The sequence below is a fragment of the Leptolyngbya sp. FACHB-1624 genome (assembly GCF_047649235.1).
GTDB lineage: Bacteria > Cyanobacteriota > Cyanobacteriia > Leptolyngbyales > Leptolyngbyaceae > Leptolyngbya > Leptolyngbya boryana.
Window position 1 is genome coordinate 2,485,500 of sequence record NZ_CP180258.1, and the last position, 15,252, is coordinate 2,500,751.

Consider the following 15,252-nt stretch of genomic DNA (forward strand, 5'->3'; position numbering starts at 1 on the left):
GTTTCTAAAGGAGCTGTGACAATTCGCGGACTCCGAGTTTCTTCTGCGGTAGAAAAGAAACAGTGTTGTCTCTGAGTTGCCTCGATGAGTACGGACACAAAGAAGGATTTTTTTGTCAGCTACAATCGGCATGACAAAGCTTGGGCTGAGTGGATTGCTTGGATCTTGGAAGAATCGGGATATACCGTCGTGATTCACGCCTGGGATTTTCGCCTAGGTGGAAACTTTGTGCTAGATATGCATGACGCGATCGACAATACGAGAAGAACGATCGCGGTTTTATCTCCGAATTATCTAAAATCCGAATTTGCTCAACCAGAGTGGGCAGCCGCATTTGTACAAGATCCAAAAGGGAAGAATCGCACGTTGATTCCGGTGCGGGTAGAAGCTTGTGAATTGACGGGATTGTTACGAGCGCTCGTTTATATGGATTTGGTCGGAGTCGCAAAAGCAGAGGCACAAGAATTATTGTTGCGGGCGGTTTCGGATGAGAGAACGAAGCCATCTCGATCGTCAGAATTTCCTCAGTTAGGCATTCCAGCGAATTTGCCGCTTGCGAATCAGCTATTTGTAGGGCGAGAGCAGGCGCTTGAGGAGTTGCATTTGCAGGTGCGATCGGGAGAACTGACTGCGATTTCGTCGATCAAAGGAATGGGCGGGATTGGCAAGACCGAATTGGCACTGCAATATGCGCTGAAACATCTGAAAGCGCAGGATTATCCAGGTGGGGTGTGTTGGCTGAAGGCGCGAGAGGATATTGGATTGCAAATTGTCCAGTTTGCGCGGGAAAAGTTGGGGATGATTCCGCCGGACGATCGTGAGTTGATGGCACAGGTGGAATGGTGTTGGACAAATTGGCAGAAGGCAGCAACTTTGATTGTGTTCGATGATGTGCAAGCTTATGCCGACATCCAACCGTTCTTACCGAAACATCGCGATCAGTTTCGGGTATTGCTGACGACGCGCAAATATTTAGATGGGTCGGTGAGAAATTATGAGATTCAGATGTTGAGTGAGCCGGCATCGCTGGAATTATTGCGGCGGTTAGTGTCTGATGGGCGAATTGAGAAGGATTTGGAGACGACAAAGCAGGTTTGTGAGTGGTTGGGCTATTTGCCGTTGGGATTGGAGCTAGTCGGGCGGTATTTGGCGCGGAAGAAAGGGTGTTCAGTTGCGAAGCTTTGGGAACGGTTGCAGGATGACCGATTAGAGGCGATCTCGTTGCAAAAAGTTGAGGCGGGCATGACCGCAACTTTGAATGTGATTAAAGCATTTGAGTTGAGTTGGCAAGAATTGAATGCAGACGCGCAAAAGTTAGCTGCACTTCTGAGTCTGTTTGCGCTGGCTGAAATTCCGTGGTCGCTGGTTCAGCAGTGTTTACCGGAAGCAGATGAGGAAGAATTGGAAGATCTGCGGGATGAACAGTTGGTGAATTTGAGCTTACTAAGCTTTGAGGGTGGAGAGAACTATCAATTGCATCAGTTGTTGCGGGAGTTCTTTACTTGGAAGCGATCGCAGATGCCAGAAGATGAGGAGATGAAGCGATCGTTTTGTGGGGTGATGGTAGCGAATGCCCATCAGTTTCCGCATAGGCTAACCCTAGAGATAATTGAGCCAGTAAGTTTTGTTATTCCGCACCTCAAAGAAGCAGCAGCAACGCTGAACCTGTGGCTGACGGATGAGAATTTGATTACGCCGTCAGTTAACATTGGTTGGTTCTATGCAGAACAATTGGCGTTTGGGAAAGCAGAGGAATGGTATAAGCAATGTAGAGAGATCGCGATCCAGCGACTAGGACAAGACCACACCGATGTCGCCACGAGTTTGAACTATTTGGCAATATTGTATCAGTCACTAGGACGGTATATTGATGCGGAGCCGCTTTTACTACAAGCTTTGGAAATCAGGCAACGACAGTTTGGGTCAGACCATCTTGATGTTGCTCAGAGTTTGAACAATTTGGCAACATTGTATCAGTCGCAAGAACGATATATTGATGCGGAGCCACTCTTACTACAAGCCCTAGAGATTAGTCAGAGGCAGTTGGGGGCAGATCATCCTAATGTCGCATGGAGCCAGAGTAACTTAGGAGAATTGTATCGGTCACTAGGACGGTATATTGATGCGGAGCCGCTTTTACTGCAAGCTTTGGAAATCAGGCAACGACAGTTTGGGTCAGACCATCCGGAGGTCGCCACAAGCCTGAACAATTTAGCACTATTATATTGGTCGCAAGAACGATATGTTGATGCGGAAGCACTCTATATTCAGGCGTTGCAGATAAGTAGGAAACCACTGGGAGAAGACCATCCTGATATGGCACTTTGGTTGAGTAATCTAGCAGGACTCTACGCGACTATGGAGCGATATGTAGAAGCAGAGATCCTATACCTGCAAGCGTTTTCTATCTTCTATGAGCGATTGGGAGAAATGCACCATTGCACACAAGATACTTTGGAAGAGTTTGTATATTTCTTGCAGGAAATAGCTCAAAGCGATCGCACCTCCGAACTCTCCGATCATCCGCTCACACGATCGCTTCTCCAACAACTCCAGAACGAAGAATCGTAGAGAGCGATCGTAGGAATTGAGACAGAGATCGCACCTTCTAACTCAATTCAAGTAATCGTTACTTATACACATCCCCACGTGGTCGAATCGTTGTCACGACATAAATCTGATTTTCTGAATCTTCCCGGAACAAAATCCGATATTTTCCAATCCGTAACCTTGACTCAGGGCGACCTTTAAGCGGTTTGATATCCAACCCGATCGAATCCTGAATCAATTGATCAAGTGCCTCAATCACCCTCAGTTGATCCTCGATCGGCATTCGTTTTAGATAGCGCTGAGCAGGTTTGAGCAGAATGTAATCCCAATCAGCCAAGATTCTCTCCCAACAATTGCTGCTTTAACTCCTTAGAACTAAGACCTCGATCGCGCCCATCTAAATAATCCTGAAACGCTGCCTCACTCTCTGCAATCTCAGCAGAAGAAATCACTTCATCACTTTCTTCAGTAGTTGTAGCCGGATAAATGACTTGGCTTAAAACCTTCCACAACTGAACTTGCTCATCTAGATTCAAGCGTTGAGCTAGATTCAGCACTTCCTCATAAGTTGGTGTTTGCATTAAGTTGTATCCTTTCCGAAAACTAAGTCCAGTATAGATTCCTTTCCTAAAGATGAACCCACCAAGACACGCCACTGCCTCACCCTAACTCGATTGACCGCTGCTCCAACAACTTCAGAACGAGAAACCCGTAGAGAGTGATTGTGCTTCTAGGGAAGTCGCTCCCTACGATTTCCGGCGGGTTTGTAGAAATTAGGCGGATCGCGTCTACTGCACGATCGCTCCTCCAAAAGTCATTGAAAACAATTTCACCGATGCACTCTCGGATGACCCAATGACATGCTCAATTCTTCAAGCACTGCAATCCCCATCGGACTGAGGAATGTTCTCGCTTCACATCGAAATGATCGTAAGTTCTCACTGCAAAGGTAAAGTAAACCAAAAATTGGCGCCCTTCCCTCCGCAATTCACACCGATCTGACCCTGATGTGCTGTAATCACCTGCTTACAAAGAAATAATCCTAATCCCAACCCAGTGCGATGGTGATTTTGCGATCCTCTTAGGAAAGGCTTATCGAACAGCAAATTGCACTGATCGGGTGGAATTCCGATTCCATTGTCCGAAATCGTACATTTCATCTCATTCTCAGCCTTCTCTACCTGAATTGCTAAATTGATGCCTGGAAGATTGTGGTTCATAGCATTGGTAATCAGATGTTCTAACACGCGTTGTAACTGGATTGAGTCAGCTAGGAACTGTGGCACATCAGGCGCAATCTGCTTCTCTAAGCGAATTTGATTTTGATGGAGCAATGGCTCTAATCTGTGTAACGTTTGATCGACTAATTCCACGATCGACACACGTTGATAATTCAAACTCAACTTGTGTGGTTCGTGCGAATAATTTTCTAGTAAGGAACTAATCAAACTTAATTGGCGATCGCCACTTTCGACCATGCGATCGAGCACGGATTTCGAGAGTGAAATGGTTTCCTCTGCTTTCGTTTGCAACCGTTTCAGAACCATCAACATTCCTAACACAGGCGTTCTCAAATCATGACTTACCGCATGAACCAGCGTGTCCTTCACCTGATTCAACGTCTCTAATTCGATCATTTTCTGCTGCAACTGTGCAGTCCGCTCCTGTACCTGAGATTCTAATCCGCTGGCAAATCCCTGCACCTTTTCATACAGACGTCCCTGCTGAATCGCCAACTCTACCTGAGTCGCTAACCGAGTCAGCAATTCAATTTCAAAATCCTGCCAATTCCTCGGTGCAACGCACTGATGCACATTTAACACACCATACAACTGTCCTTCTTGCCAAATTGCGATTCCAATGCTTGCTTTGACCTGATACATCGCATAATAAAGCTTCAGAAACTCGTTCTGAGTCATGTCTGAATTTGGGTTGACTCGCACAGATTGCTGCTCAAATAAAACGGCAATATCCGCCAAGATTGGTCGAGGCGATCGCGTTCCTAGCATCGGGTTCCATCCGGGTGCAACTGATTCGGCAACAACATCGGTAAACCCTTGTTCATCAAACACAGCAATATGAGCACGATCGGCGTTCAGATACGCTCGAACTTCTGCGACGGTCGTATTCAAAACCTGCTTGACATCTAAAGATTGCCGAATTCTCAATGTGCTTTCAGCTAAAAACTGATCTTGTTCAATTCTGCGCCTTAGTTGAGCTTCGACTGTTTTGCGCTCCGCGATCGTCGCAACTAAAACCAGGGTGATGATTGCCATGATTGCGATCGCAATCTGGATCTGAAACAGTGAAGATTGAAAATTTCCCTGCTGGATCTGGGTCAGTCCCCAAATCGAACTCAAGGATGCAATCAGAAAGCACAACATCGTTCTCTGCTGTCCAAACCGCAGTGCTGCCCAAACTACAAACAGAAATGGTGAATACTTCAGTAAAAGCAGTGCTGCTCCCTGCACAATTGGGGCTGTTCCGGTTGAAGTGGTCAACATTAGCCCATTCCACGCTCCCATCAATCCTAACCAGATGTAAAACTCGATCGTCCGTTGACCCACGAGAACGGGCTGCAACTTTTTCAATCTGTTGCGAAAAGAGTGCGGTACACGAAGTTCTTGATCTCCCCACACCACGATCGCGGGTGTGAACACCAAAATCGAAACTGAACTGTCAAGCCAACTTGCAAACCAATGATTCATAAGCTCCGTCGGTTGGGAGATCGCAGCCGAAGTCAGAGTTGTGATGGTTGCATTCAGCGTGGGGGCAAGAACGGCTCCACATCCAATTAATGCCAACACGTCTCGTACACGACGAAGTAATCTACTAAATTCCACTTGTTTCAACAATTGGCTCGCAACGATAACTTCTAGCGTGTTGCCCGTTGCTGCTAGGAATGCTGTCAGCCAATTGACTTGATCGAGCGATCGCCCAGACATGACTGCACCAGAAAAGACACCGAGCCAAACAGGATGTTCTATCAGTAAAATAGCTGCCAGTGAAATTCCAATCGGGGGATAGAGCACAGATGCCAGAGCACAGTGATTGAGGAGGGTGATGCTCAAGGCAAAACGTGCACTCAAGTAGTACACGATCGCGATGATCGCAATCGCGAACAATGAGTGACCAACCTGAGATAGGTTGAGTTTTGCCATGTGATCCTTGAACAAGGATGTAGCACTCCAATCGCTGGAATAGACTAATCTAGGTTAGAAGGATATTCCTTGATCGGCTTCACCCAGCTGGGTGATCTAGACTGAATTTCAATGAAAAAACGCAAGTTAACCGAATCTTAAATGAGTGTTGTTGAGTTCTGCCAAGTTTCCTATCAACTAAATCAGAGATTGCTGATTGCAGATCTCAGCTTTACAATTTTTTCTGGTGAAACAATTGTTTTACTGGGTCGAAGTGGTTGCGGAAAGACAACGACCCTGAGATTGATCAATCATCTTCTGACCCCTACGCAAGGAGAAGTTCGAGTCGAAGGTCGATCGACTCAATCTTGGAACCCGATCCACTTGCGGCGGCGAATTGGATATGTGATTCAAGAAGTTGGACTCTTTCCGCACTTGAGCGTGGCACAGAATATTGGAGTTGTGCCTGTCCTGGAAAATTGGCAGCCGGAGCGGATTCGATCGAGAGTGATGGACTTGTTAGAACTCGTCGGATTGGAAAAAAGTATTAGCGATCGCTATCCGCATCAATTATCGGGTGGACAAAGACAACGGGTTGGAGTCGCGAGAGCTTTGGCGGCAGATCCGCCGCTGTTACTGATGGATGAGCCGTTTGGGGCACTTGATCCGATTACGCGCGTCGAACTTCAGCGAGAGTTTCAGCGGTTGCAACAGCAGTTAGGGAAAACGATCGTCTTTGTCACGCATGATATCCGTGAGGCGTTTAAGTTGGGAACTCGGATTGGGTTGATGCAAGCTGGTCGGTTGGTAGAAATTGCGACTCCGGCTGAATTTGAGCGATCTCAGCATCCAGAAGCCAGAGCATTTTTGAGCGCGAGAGACTGAGAGGAATTGAGATGGAATTCTGGACGCGGTATGGCGAGGAGATTTTACAGCGAAGTGGAGAGCATTTATTTTTAGTGGCAGTAGCGATGGCGATCGCAATCCTCATCGGCATTCCGCTAGGAATTTTGATCACGCGATATTCGAGACTTGCGAAACCGATTTTGGGGTTTGCCAATGTGATGCAGACGATTCCGAGTCTGGCGCTGTTTGGTATTCTGTTGCCGATTCCGATCATTGGGGGAATTGGAGAGAAAACTGCGATCGTGGCGTTGGTGCTTTATTCGCTGCTGCCGATTATTCGCAATACTTTTGTTGGGATTAACTCGGTCGATCCCGCTGTTCGAGAAGCAGGACGAGCCATGGGAATGAGCGATCGTCAATTGCTGTTACAAGTTGAAATTCCATTGGCGATGAGTGTGATTTTGTCGGGTATTCGGCTGGCAACTGTGATTGGGATTGGATTGGCAACGATCGCATCGGCAATTGGGGCAGGAGGATTAGGAGAATTTATTTTTCGAGGAGTCGCGATTGTAGATAATCAACTGATTCTTGCAGGCGCGATTCCGGCTGCAATAATGGCGTTAGGTGCAGATTGGATTTTAGGTTGGATTGAACGACGATTGACGGTTAAAAAATGAAGCTGAAAAAACTTTTTACATTTGCACTCCTCGCCGTTTGTTTAACGGGTTTGATCGTGGCTTGTCAGCCCGGGGGAGATCGCATTGTTATTGGCTCGAAAAACTTTACAGAGCAGAATATTTTAGGTGAACTGCTGGCGCAGCAGATTGAGCGGAAAACAAATTTGAAAGTCGATCGTCGATTGAATTTAGGTGGAACGTTTATCTGTTTGACGGCAATTCAGAAAGGTGAAATTGATATCTATCCTGAGTACACGGGAACGGCTTATAACGCGATTTTGAAGCTTGGAGCAAACAGCGATCCCAAAAAGACACGTGAAACAGTCGAGAGTCGATTTAAGCGCGACTTTAAGCTGCTCTGGTCAAAGCCGTTTGGATTTAACAATTCTTTTGCGATGGTGATTCGAGGCGAAGATGCTCGCAGATTGAAGCTACAAACATTGTCCCAAGCTGCGCCTCAAACTCCAAAATGGCGGGCGGGCTTTGGGCCTGAATTTCTCAATCGTGAAGATGGATTTCCAGGACTTGCAAAGCATTACAATCTCAAATTTACTCAGCCGCCAAAAGTGATGGATTTGGGACTCTTGTATCGATCGCTCAACGATAAACAAGTGGATATCGTGGCTGGCAATACAACTGACGGGCTGCTTTCGACTCTGGATCTGACGGTGTTGCAAGACGATAAACGCTATTTCCCACCCTATGAGGCTGCCGCAGTTGTCAGACAAGAAACCTTGCAGAAACACCCAGAACTCAAAGACGTTTTGGATCAGCTTGGAGGCTTGATTTCCGATAAAACGATGCAGGAATTGAACTTTCGTGTGGATGGAAAGAAAGAAGACATCAAAGCAGTTGTTCGGGATTTCTTAAAGTCTAGATAGGTAGACTAGTTAGTTAGAGAGCGTTTGAACCGTATCAACAGTTTCCTCGCCCCGTTCTATCTCGCCCTGGAATAGAATTCCGGGCTAACGGTGCGAAGTCCTTTGAAAAGGACTGAAGACCTGATTCTAATTGGTTTTTAGTCCCTTTAGTGGACTTCGTTCAACTAGCCCGGATTTTCAATCACGGGCGGGTGAATGCGATGAACGATACGTTCCAAACATTCTCTTAGTTAACTGCATTGATTTTCCGGAGTGGAGAAATGGAGAGAACCCAAGCTCAGATTGCTCCCTATTCCCCCACTCCTCACTCCCTCACTCCCCCACTATCCTTGCTTATGCTTTCCTATCCCCTCACTCCCATCGTTGAGCAGAAAGATGTCTATCACGGACTCGAAGTTGCAGATCCGTATCGTTGGTTAGAAGACCCTGATTCTGATCAGAGTCGTACCTGGATTGAGGCTCAAAATCAATTGACGTTTCGCTATCTCGAACAGCTTTCGCAGCGCGAATCGATTCGACAACGGTTGACTCAGCTTTGGGACTATGAGAAATATGGCACGCCGTTTCAAGCTGGCGATCGCTATTTTTATTTCAAAAATGACGGCTTACAAAATCAAAGTGTACTTTATACGTTGAATTCGCTAGAAGATCAGCCGCGAGTCTTATTTGATCCAAATCAGCTTTCAGACGATGGCACGATCGCGCTGTCTGGTCTTGCGATTAGTGATGACGGTCAATGGATGGCTTATGCTCTTTCTACTTCGGGATCTGATTGGAAAGAATGGTATGTACGCGATGTGGAGACGGGAGAAGATCAAAGCGATCGAGTCAAGTGGGCGAAATTTTCCGGGGTTGCTTGGACACATGATCATCAAGGATTCTTCTACTCTCGCTATCCTGAACCGAGCGAAACGACAAAGTTTGAAGACATCAACTATTTTCATAAACTCTACTACCATCAACTCGGAACAGACCAAGCTGAGGATGTTCTAGTGTTTGAGCTTCCTGAGCAGAAAGAAGCGTTGATAGATGGCGAGGTGACCGAGGACGGGAATTACTTGATCATCACAGTCCGCTTCGGATCAGAGCCGAAGAATTTGATCTATTACAAAGATTTGACTGTTCCCTATGCTCCGGTAGTTGCTTTGATCGATCAGCTAGAAGCTAGCTATCACTTGATCAACTCTGAAGGAAGTCTGTGCTGGTTTCAAACTAATCTTGATGCACCACGCGGGCGAGTGATTGCGATCGACTTAGAAAATGCTCAGCGTGACCAATGGCAAGAAGTGATTGCAGAAACTTCTGAAACGCTTGATAATGTCAGCCTTTTTGGTCATCAATTCGTTGTGTCATCTCTCAAAGATGCTTGTAGCCAAATTAAGATCCTGAATCTTCAGGGTGAATTGATTCGAGTCGTCGAATTGCCTGGGATTGGTTCAGTGGGAGGATTTGGTGGAAAGCGAAGTCATACTGAGACGTTCTATAGCTTTACGAGTTTTACAACACCCACAACGATTTATCGCTACAACTTAGAGACAGGAGAAAGTACTCTATTCCGACAACCGCAAGTTGAGTTCGATCCTCACGACTACGAAGTTCAACAAGTTTTTTATCAGAGTAAAGATGGAACTCAGGTTCCGATGTTCATTGCCCATAAAAAAGGCTTAGAACTGAATGGAAACAATCTCACCTGTCTGTATGGCTATGGTGGCTTTAATGTTTCACTGACGCCGAGTTTCTCGATCGCGAATCTCGTTTGGATGGAGCGCGGAGGGGTCTATGCAATCCCGAATCTGCGCGGAGGCGGTGAGTATGGTGAAGCTTGGCATCAAGCAGGAACAAAACTCAATAAGCAGAATGTGTTTGACGATTTTATTGCAGCAGCAGAATGGTTGATCGAGCATGGCTACACGTCTGCTAGTAAACTCGCAATTTCTGGCGGAAGTAATGGCGGTTTACTGGTCGGCGCTTGTATGACGCAACGTCCGGACTTATTTGGTGCGGCACTTCCTGCGGTTGGTGTATTAGATATGCTGCGGTTTCCGAAATTTACGATCGGGTGGGCATGGACAAGCGATTATGGTTCTCCTAATGATCCAGAAGAATTCAAGGCACTGTATGCTTATTCACCGCTGCATCAACTCAAAGCAGGAACGAGCTATCCAGCAACCTTAATTACTACAGCAGATCATGACGATCGCGTTGTGCCAGCCCATAGCTTTAAGTTTGCTGCGGCACTGCAAGCGGCGCATCAGGGAACGCAACCTGTGCTGATTCGGATTGAGACGAAAGCAGGGCATGGAGCCGGAAAACCGACTGCAAAAATTATTGAAGAAGTTGCAGATAAGTGGGCATTTGTTGAGGCAGTGCTAGAGCAGTAGCTGATGCGATGAGAGAGGAGGAAATTGAGCGATCGCTCAATTTCCTCCTCTCTCAAACGCCTATGAATTTGTACAGCTTTTATCGAGTGCGATAATTTGCATCAACCCAACATTGGGGCAGAGCTTCTCCCGAAGGAAAGACTAAATTCGTTTTCGCAAATTTCTCTGGGTCTTGTTCTTCTTGACCCGCTTGATCTTTTGCTGAAATCGTTTCTTCATTCGGGTCAATCAGCAGTTGGATATCGAGCACTTCGACTAAATTACCTGTTTCTTTCTCTTGTAGCAGCATAGTGATGTTCAAAATAGGGGGATAAGATTATTCAACGGTTTGGGTGTCGATCGAATCGAGCATCTTTTCTTGAGTCGAACTTGCAGCGCCGACTACCTCTTGCTTGAGTTCGTCTACTTTTTTGGAAAGTTCTTGACGAGTTTCGGCGTTGAGCAAGTAGCGGTTTGCAAACCATACAGAGTAGCCAATTCCAACCAGTTCAAGCAGTCCACCGATCAGAGGTAGCCCAGTCACAAATCCAATGAGTCCGAGCACAACTTTCAGGGCAACCAAAGCGGTAAAGATAGCACCTAAGACATAAATAATCGGCTTATATTCTTGCCAGAATGCACGAACATATTTTCCGGGTTCATTGAAAAAGTCCTCAATCTGAGCGCGATCGCGTTCCCAAGCCATCAGCCGACGCGCTTCAATTAGTTCTTGATCAATTACTTCGGGACGTGCTTCAAGTTCAGTCGTCATAGATGTCTCCTAGGATTTACGGCAGCGATCGAACCAAGTTTGATAAGTCTCTTGATGCTTAGAATCTTTGAGCTTGATTTCGACACGAATTTCAGCACAACTGTGATCCGGAGTTCTTGCGATCGCATCTAAGAGATCGCTGACCGCACGGGGAGAGTCGAATTTGCCAGAGACGATGGCTCCTGAACCTGCGGTTTCAGTGGTTTGTCCAAGATCAATTTCTGCGAGTCGCTCATACTTGGGCTGAACTTGCTCAACGATGAGCTTTTCGCGACGGACGGGAACTTCGACCATGCGGACTTCAACTTCTTTCCGCACCACGATTTCTCCAACCTTCCGCTTATCAGACCGAACGATTAATCGTTCTTCTAACAGGCGAATGGCTTGTTCAGGGGTGAGATCGATTTCTTCGCTAGGTAGTAGGCTGTGAGGTTGAGAGGTCATGATTTGGGTAGAGGGAGTGATCTGTTGGGGTTGTGGGTTCTTAAGTGGGGAGTGGGGAGATGGGGGTAAATCTCTCCCTCCTCCCTACTCTTCACATCAACACTCAGGTTACTTAGCCAAAATTAGATTTGTCGATCGACATTCGGATTGCCATCAATGTCGAGATCGAGTTCTTCTCGGCGAACCTGATCCTCTGCGGTTACTGTTTCATGATCGACGACCTTTTTCACGCGGACTTCTTCGCGCACAAATGTCTCTTTCTGGATATCAGGCACTTCTTCATAGACTTCCACCCGTGCGACTTCGCCTTCGTGGAAATCTGCTTCACCCGGCATCACAGTTGATTCACCTGTAACAGGAGATCGCTCGATGACAACGCGCTCTCTCTCGACTGGAACTTCCACCCGTGCGGTTTCAGTTTCAACATGTTTACCAACTGCCACTTCACCTGTTTTGCGACGAGTTTTATTGGCAATTAAGCGCTCTTGATACAAACGCAAGGTGTCGTGATCTTCGGTGAGATTGTACAACGCTGGATCATGCTCGTAGCGATAGCTGTCTTGGTCGTAGGTCATGTCGGTTGCAGTCATGCCCGCTGCGACTGTATTCGGACGATAGATATCTCGGACTTGTTCTTCGTAGTCGTAGCCGACCAAGTGATCCGGGTCGTATTCGGGTAAATCTTCGACTTGAGCCTTGGTTAAGCCGTTGGCATACACTCGACGTTCGCCATAAACAATTCGAGCTTGTCCGATCGGCATCAGGACTTTTTTACCTAAAATCCACACACCTGTATTGATCACGAGATAACGGAATGCACCATTATCATCAACGAGAACATCCTCAACTGAACCGATCTTGTCGTTGCCAGAATATAAATCAAGCCCGATTACATCATCATTATCAAAATGCGTCCGATAGTCGGGGTCAAAATCCTTAATCTTATGAAGCGCCATAGTACTTTTGTCGATCCTTAGTAAAGAACGAATATGTCTTCACAATAAGGTTCGCTGACTCTGGCTTCCTCACCCTTTTGATGAGTTGTGTCGAGCCAAAAGCAGTAGTTTCTAGCGTTCTCTCGACCTCAGTAGCTCCATTCTTGCAACGCGATCGCAATTCCTGTTTTCAAGTCTGATTCTTGTGCTTCGATCTGACCTAATTTTTGATATGCGACTTCTGCATCTAATGTTTTCAAAGCAGAAATCACATGCAATCGCACGCCCTCATCAGCATCTGCTAGCATCGCGATCAGCGGATCGATCACATTCGGATCGCCTAATTGCCCCAGAGAAAGCGCCACGGCTTGCCGAACGGTTGGTGTACGTGTAGGACAGGCTAATAAAATGGCAGTCGCTTGCGATCGTAAATTCTCTCCAACTCGCCCTAAAGTTTGAACAATCTCAAGCTGAATTCCTTCATCAGAAGTTGTCATGAAAACACATTCTAAATAGATGAGTGCATCCACGATCGGCATCCATCCTAAAGCACGAACTAAGTCGATCGCGAGATTTTCTGGCATATACTCTGACTTCAAAGCTTCATACAGAGCAGTCGCAGCTTCGGGAGTCGCAAGGCGACCTAACGCGATCGCCGCCTGACGACACACTTCTAAATTCAGATCAAACAATAACGGGCGGAGATGCTTGACTAAATCTCGCCCTTCACAAAATCCCAGTCCTGATACTGCGGCAATTCTGACCGGAGCCGCAACATCTTTGAGCGCCGTGATTAGGAGGGCAGTGATTTCAGGAGAATGAAAGCTGCTGAGGGCTTCGATGGCGATCGCGCGCACTTGAGCATCTGAGTCATTCACGACTTGCATCAGCAAGGGCACGGTCTGCGATCGCCGAATTTGTCCTAATGCTTGGGTCGCAAACAATCGAGTCGAATCTTCATGCAATAACTCTTCAATCACATGCACAGCCGTACTCCCTAAAGTTGCGAGCACTGAAACTGCCATTGAATTGAGTTCTTCACTGTGCGAAGTCTTCAAGACCTCAATCAAGGTTTCAACCACTTGAGGGTGATGAAAGTTTCCTAAGATGCGGATCGCAAACCACTGAGACTCCGGATCAGCTTCTTCATCTTTGAGCAGTTCAATTAAGGGTGGAAGTGCATCAATGCCGAAATTCGGAAAGACTTTTGCGATGTCCCAACGTTCTTGGAAACTTCCGGATTCTAGAACTTGCATGGCTAGATTCAGAAGTGCAGGTGTCACATTCGGGTCAGAAAGTGCTGTTCCTTGAGTAGACTCATCTCCTAGAAGGAGCAATTGTAAGTCTAAGCTTAATTGCTCCCAGTCCGCGCGACGAGCCGAGGTTTGAGCGCGTTCCAAAATTTCGGTGTAGCTGAATTTCTGCACAATATTCGCCCTAGCACATCTCAGTTCTCACGATGTTTACTTTGCCACAGAAAGGGGCGATCGAGAAGTAGGGGTTCCGAGAATAGCATCGGGAGGATTCGGATTGTGCATAGGGTCAGAGTTTTATGGGGAAGTGGGGGATGGGGAGATAAGGGAAAACTGGACATGATTCTTGTTTTCTATCTTCCCATCCGGCTGAAATTGACTAGCTGCTCGCTTCTGCTTCCAGAATTAGAAGAAGAAAGCGAGTTTTACATTTTGCCGTTTTGCATCACTTGTTGAAGGTGATGACGAATCTCTTGAGCTGTTTGTTGATCTTGCTCTCTTAACTTCTGAAACAGTTGCACACAGGGCTGAGAATCCATCTGTTGTGCATCTTGAATGTAAGTTTCATAAGCTTTGACCGCTTCTGCTTTATTGTGCAAGGCGGTGAGCAAATCATATTCGAGGTCGCTAATTGCGCTGCCGCTTTTTTCTGCCATTTGAGTCATAATCACATCTCCATTCGATCTGATCTAACGGTGGAACAAAGCGATCGAGCCGTCCTCTACCTAAAGTTTCACTACAGTTTCACAACCACATTTTCTCCATCGATGCTTGCCTCGTACTTGGCTAAAGCTGCGGTTGCAGGACCTTTCTGTACCGAGCCATCGGGTGCAAAAGCTGAGCCATGACAAGGACATTCAAACGCTTTACGCTCAGCCTTCCATGCCACTAAACACCCTTGATGGGTACAGGTTGGATTCACAGCTAACAGAGATTTTGGATCAGCCGGATTACGAACAACAGCGATCGGTGCAGGTGACTCAGTCTGTAAAAAGCCTTTTTGATCTAACTCTGCCACTTTGCCCACAGTCTGCATCCCACTCGCACTCTTCTGCCCCCCCTGACAAGCTGCTAAAAACGCAGTCAACACTGCCGGAACTCGACTCATGACCCATCCAACGCTTGCCCACGATAGAAATGTTCTCCGACGCATGAGGTTCTCCTAAAGAACGATAGAGGAATAGTGAGTAGGGAGTGGGGAGTAGGGTAAATCCTTTCTATCTCCCACTCCTCCCCCGCTCCCCACCAAATTACAACTATTTCTAAAGTACGCCCTTCCCCCTCTTCCCGCCGACAGATGACGAAAACGAATCGGCTTTATGCAGAAACGTCATATTATGAAAAGTTTTGTAACAACAGATACGAATGTCCTCTGTGATCCCGATTACCTTTAC

At 46.7% G+C, this 15,252-nt stretch carries 15 protein-coding genes; 5 read left to right on the top strand and 10 right to left on the bottom strand.

Translation table 11 applies throughout. From position 1 onward, the window contains the following. The first annotated feature begins 84 nt into the window (after positions 1-84). On the top strand, positions 85-2,571 hold the full coding sequence (locus ACMUEV_RS11505) for a toll/interleukin-1 receptor domain-containing protein (RefSeq protein ID WP_190647078.1): 2,487 nt from the start codon (positions 85-87) through the stop codon (positions 2,569-2,571). Between the two features lie 58 nt (positions 2,572-2,629). Here the strand turns inward: ACMUEV_RS11505 and ACMUEV_RS11510 are convergent, their stop codons facing one another. The 3 genes from ACMUEV_RS11510 to ACMUEV_RS11520 all read right to left on the bottom strand — a co-directional run bounded on the left by ACMUEV_RS11510 (position 2,630) and on the right by ACMUEV_RS11520 (position 5,711). Further along, positions 2,630-2,887 carry a type II toxin-antitoxin system RelE family toxin gene (locus ACMUEV_RS11510; protein WP_190647077.1) on the bottom strand — a complete coding sequence of 86 codons (258 nt, stop codon included), beginning with the start codon at positions 2,885-2,887 and terminating at the stop codon, positions 2,630-2,632. Next, complete coding sequence (locus tag ACMUEV_RS11515; RefSeq protein ID WP_190647082.1) at positions 2,880-3,131, bottom strand: hypothetical protein; 252 nt, start codon at positions 3,129-3,131, stop codon at positions 2,880-2,882. The genes ACMUEV_RS11510 and ACMUEV_RS11515 overlap by 8 nt, the downstream gene beginning before the upstream one ends. Positions 3,132-3,488: 357 nt before the next feature. Beyond that, entirely contained in the window at positions 3,489-5,711 is a 2,223-nt protein-coding gene (locus ACMUEV_RS11520; RefSeq protein WP_190647076.1) for an ATP-binding protein, read from the bottom strand. Between the two features lie 141 nt (positions 5,712-5,852). Here ACMUEV_RS11520 and ACMUEV_RS11525 point away from each other — a divergent pair, with 141 nt between their 5' ends. The 4 genes from ACMUEV_RS11525 to ACMUEV_RS11540 all read left to right on the top strand — a co-directional run bounded on the left by ACMUEV_RS11525 (position 5,853) and on the right by ACMUEV_RS11540 (position 10,475). After that, positions 5,853-6,575 (top strand): ATP-binding cassette domain-containing protein, encoded by a 723-nt coding sequence (locus ACMUEV_RS11525; protein ID WP_017288946.1) that lies wholly within the window; start codon positions 5,853-5,855, stop codon positions 6,573-6,575. Positions 6,576-6,586: 11 nt separating this feature from the next. Next, the gene (locus ACMUEV_RS11530; protein ID WP_190647075.1) at positions 6,587-7,213 is read left to right on the top strand and encodes an ABC transporter permease; all 627 of its coding nucleotides are present in this window, start codon (positions 6,587-6,589) and stop codon (positions 7,211-7,213) included. Beyond that, positions 7,210-8,094, top strand: a complete 885-nt coding sequence (locus ACMUEV_RS11535; protein WP_017288944.1) for a glycine betaine ABC transporter substrate-binding protein — start codon at positions 7,210-7,212, stop codon at positions 8,092-8,094. Before ACMUEV_RS11530 ends, ACMUEV_RS11535 begins: the two co-directional genes overlap by 4 nt. Positions 8,095-8,429: 335 nt before the next feature. After that, the gene (locus ACMUEV_RS11540; protein ID WP_190647074.1) at positions 8,430-10,475 is read left to right on the top strand and encodes a prolyl oligopeptidase family serine peptidase; all 2,046 of its coding nucleotides are present in this window, start codon (positions 8,430-8,432) and stop codon (positions 10,473-10,475) included. Between the two features lie 79 nt (positions 10,476-10,554). On the opposite strand, the gene ACMUEV_RS11545 is transcribed toward ACMUEV_RS11540, so the two are convergent. The 7 genes from ACMUEV_RS11545 to ACMUEV_RS11575 form a co-directional block, all read right to left on the bottom strand. Beyond that, positions 10,555-10,764, bottom strand: a complete 210-nt coding sequence (locus ACMUEV_RS11545; RefSeq protein ID WP_017288942.1) for a hypothetical protein — start codon at positions 10,762-10,764, stop codon at positions 10,555-10,557. Between the two features lie 27 nt (positions 10,765-10,791). After that, positions 10,792-11,226 carry a CAAD domain-containing protein gene (locus tag ACMUEV_RS11550; protein ID WP_190647073.1) on the bottom strand — a complete coding sequence of 145 codons (435 nt, stop codon included), beginning with the start codon at positions 11,224-11,226 and terminating at the stop codon, positions 10,792-10,794. 9 nt (positions 11,227-11,235) lie between these two features. Then, a complete protein-coding gene (locus ACMUEV_RS11555; protein WP_190647072.1) occupies positions 11,236-11,670 on the bottom strand; it encodes a DUF2382 domain-containing protein in 435 nt (144 codons plus the stop codon). 122 nt (positions 11,671-11,792) lie between these two features. Beyond that, entirely contained in the window at positions 11,793-12,626 is an 834-nt protein-coding gene (locus ACMUEV_RS11560) for a DUF2382 domain-containing protein (protein WP_190647071.1), read from the bottom strand. 128 nt (positions 12,627-12,754) lie between these two features. Continuing rightward, positions 12,755-14,032 carry a HEAT repeat domain-containing protein gene (locus ACMUEV_RS11565; RefSeq protein WP_190647070.1) on the bottom strand — a complete coding sequence of 426 codons (1,278 nt, stop codon included), beginning with the start codon at positions 14,030-14,032 and terminating at the stop codon, positions 12,755-12,757. 251 nt (positions 14,033-14,283) lie between these two features. Then, entirely contained in the window at positions 14,284-14,523 is a 240-nt protein-coding gene (locus tag ACMUEV_RS11570) for a hypothetical protein (protein ID WP_190647069.1), read from the bottom strand. A gap of 71 nt (positions 14,524-14,594) precedes the next feature. Next, on the bottom strand, positions 14,595-15,011 hold the full coding sequence (locus tag ACMUEV_RS11575) for a ubiquinol-cytochrome c reductase iron-sulfur subunit (protein ID WP_026148733.1): 417 nt from the start codon (positions 15,009-15,011) through the stop codon (positions 14,595-14,597). Positions 15,012-15,252 lie beyond the last annotated feature (241 nt).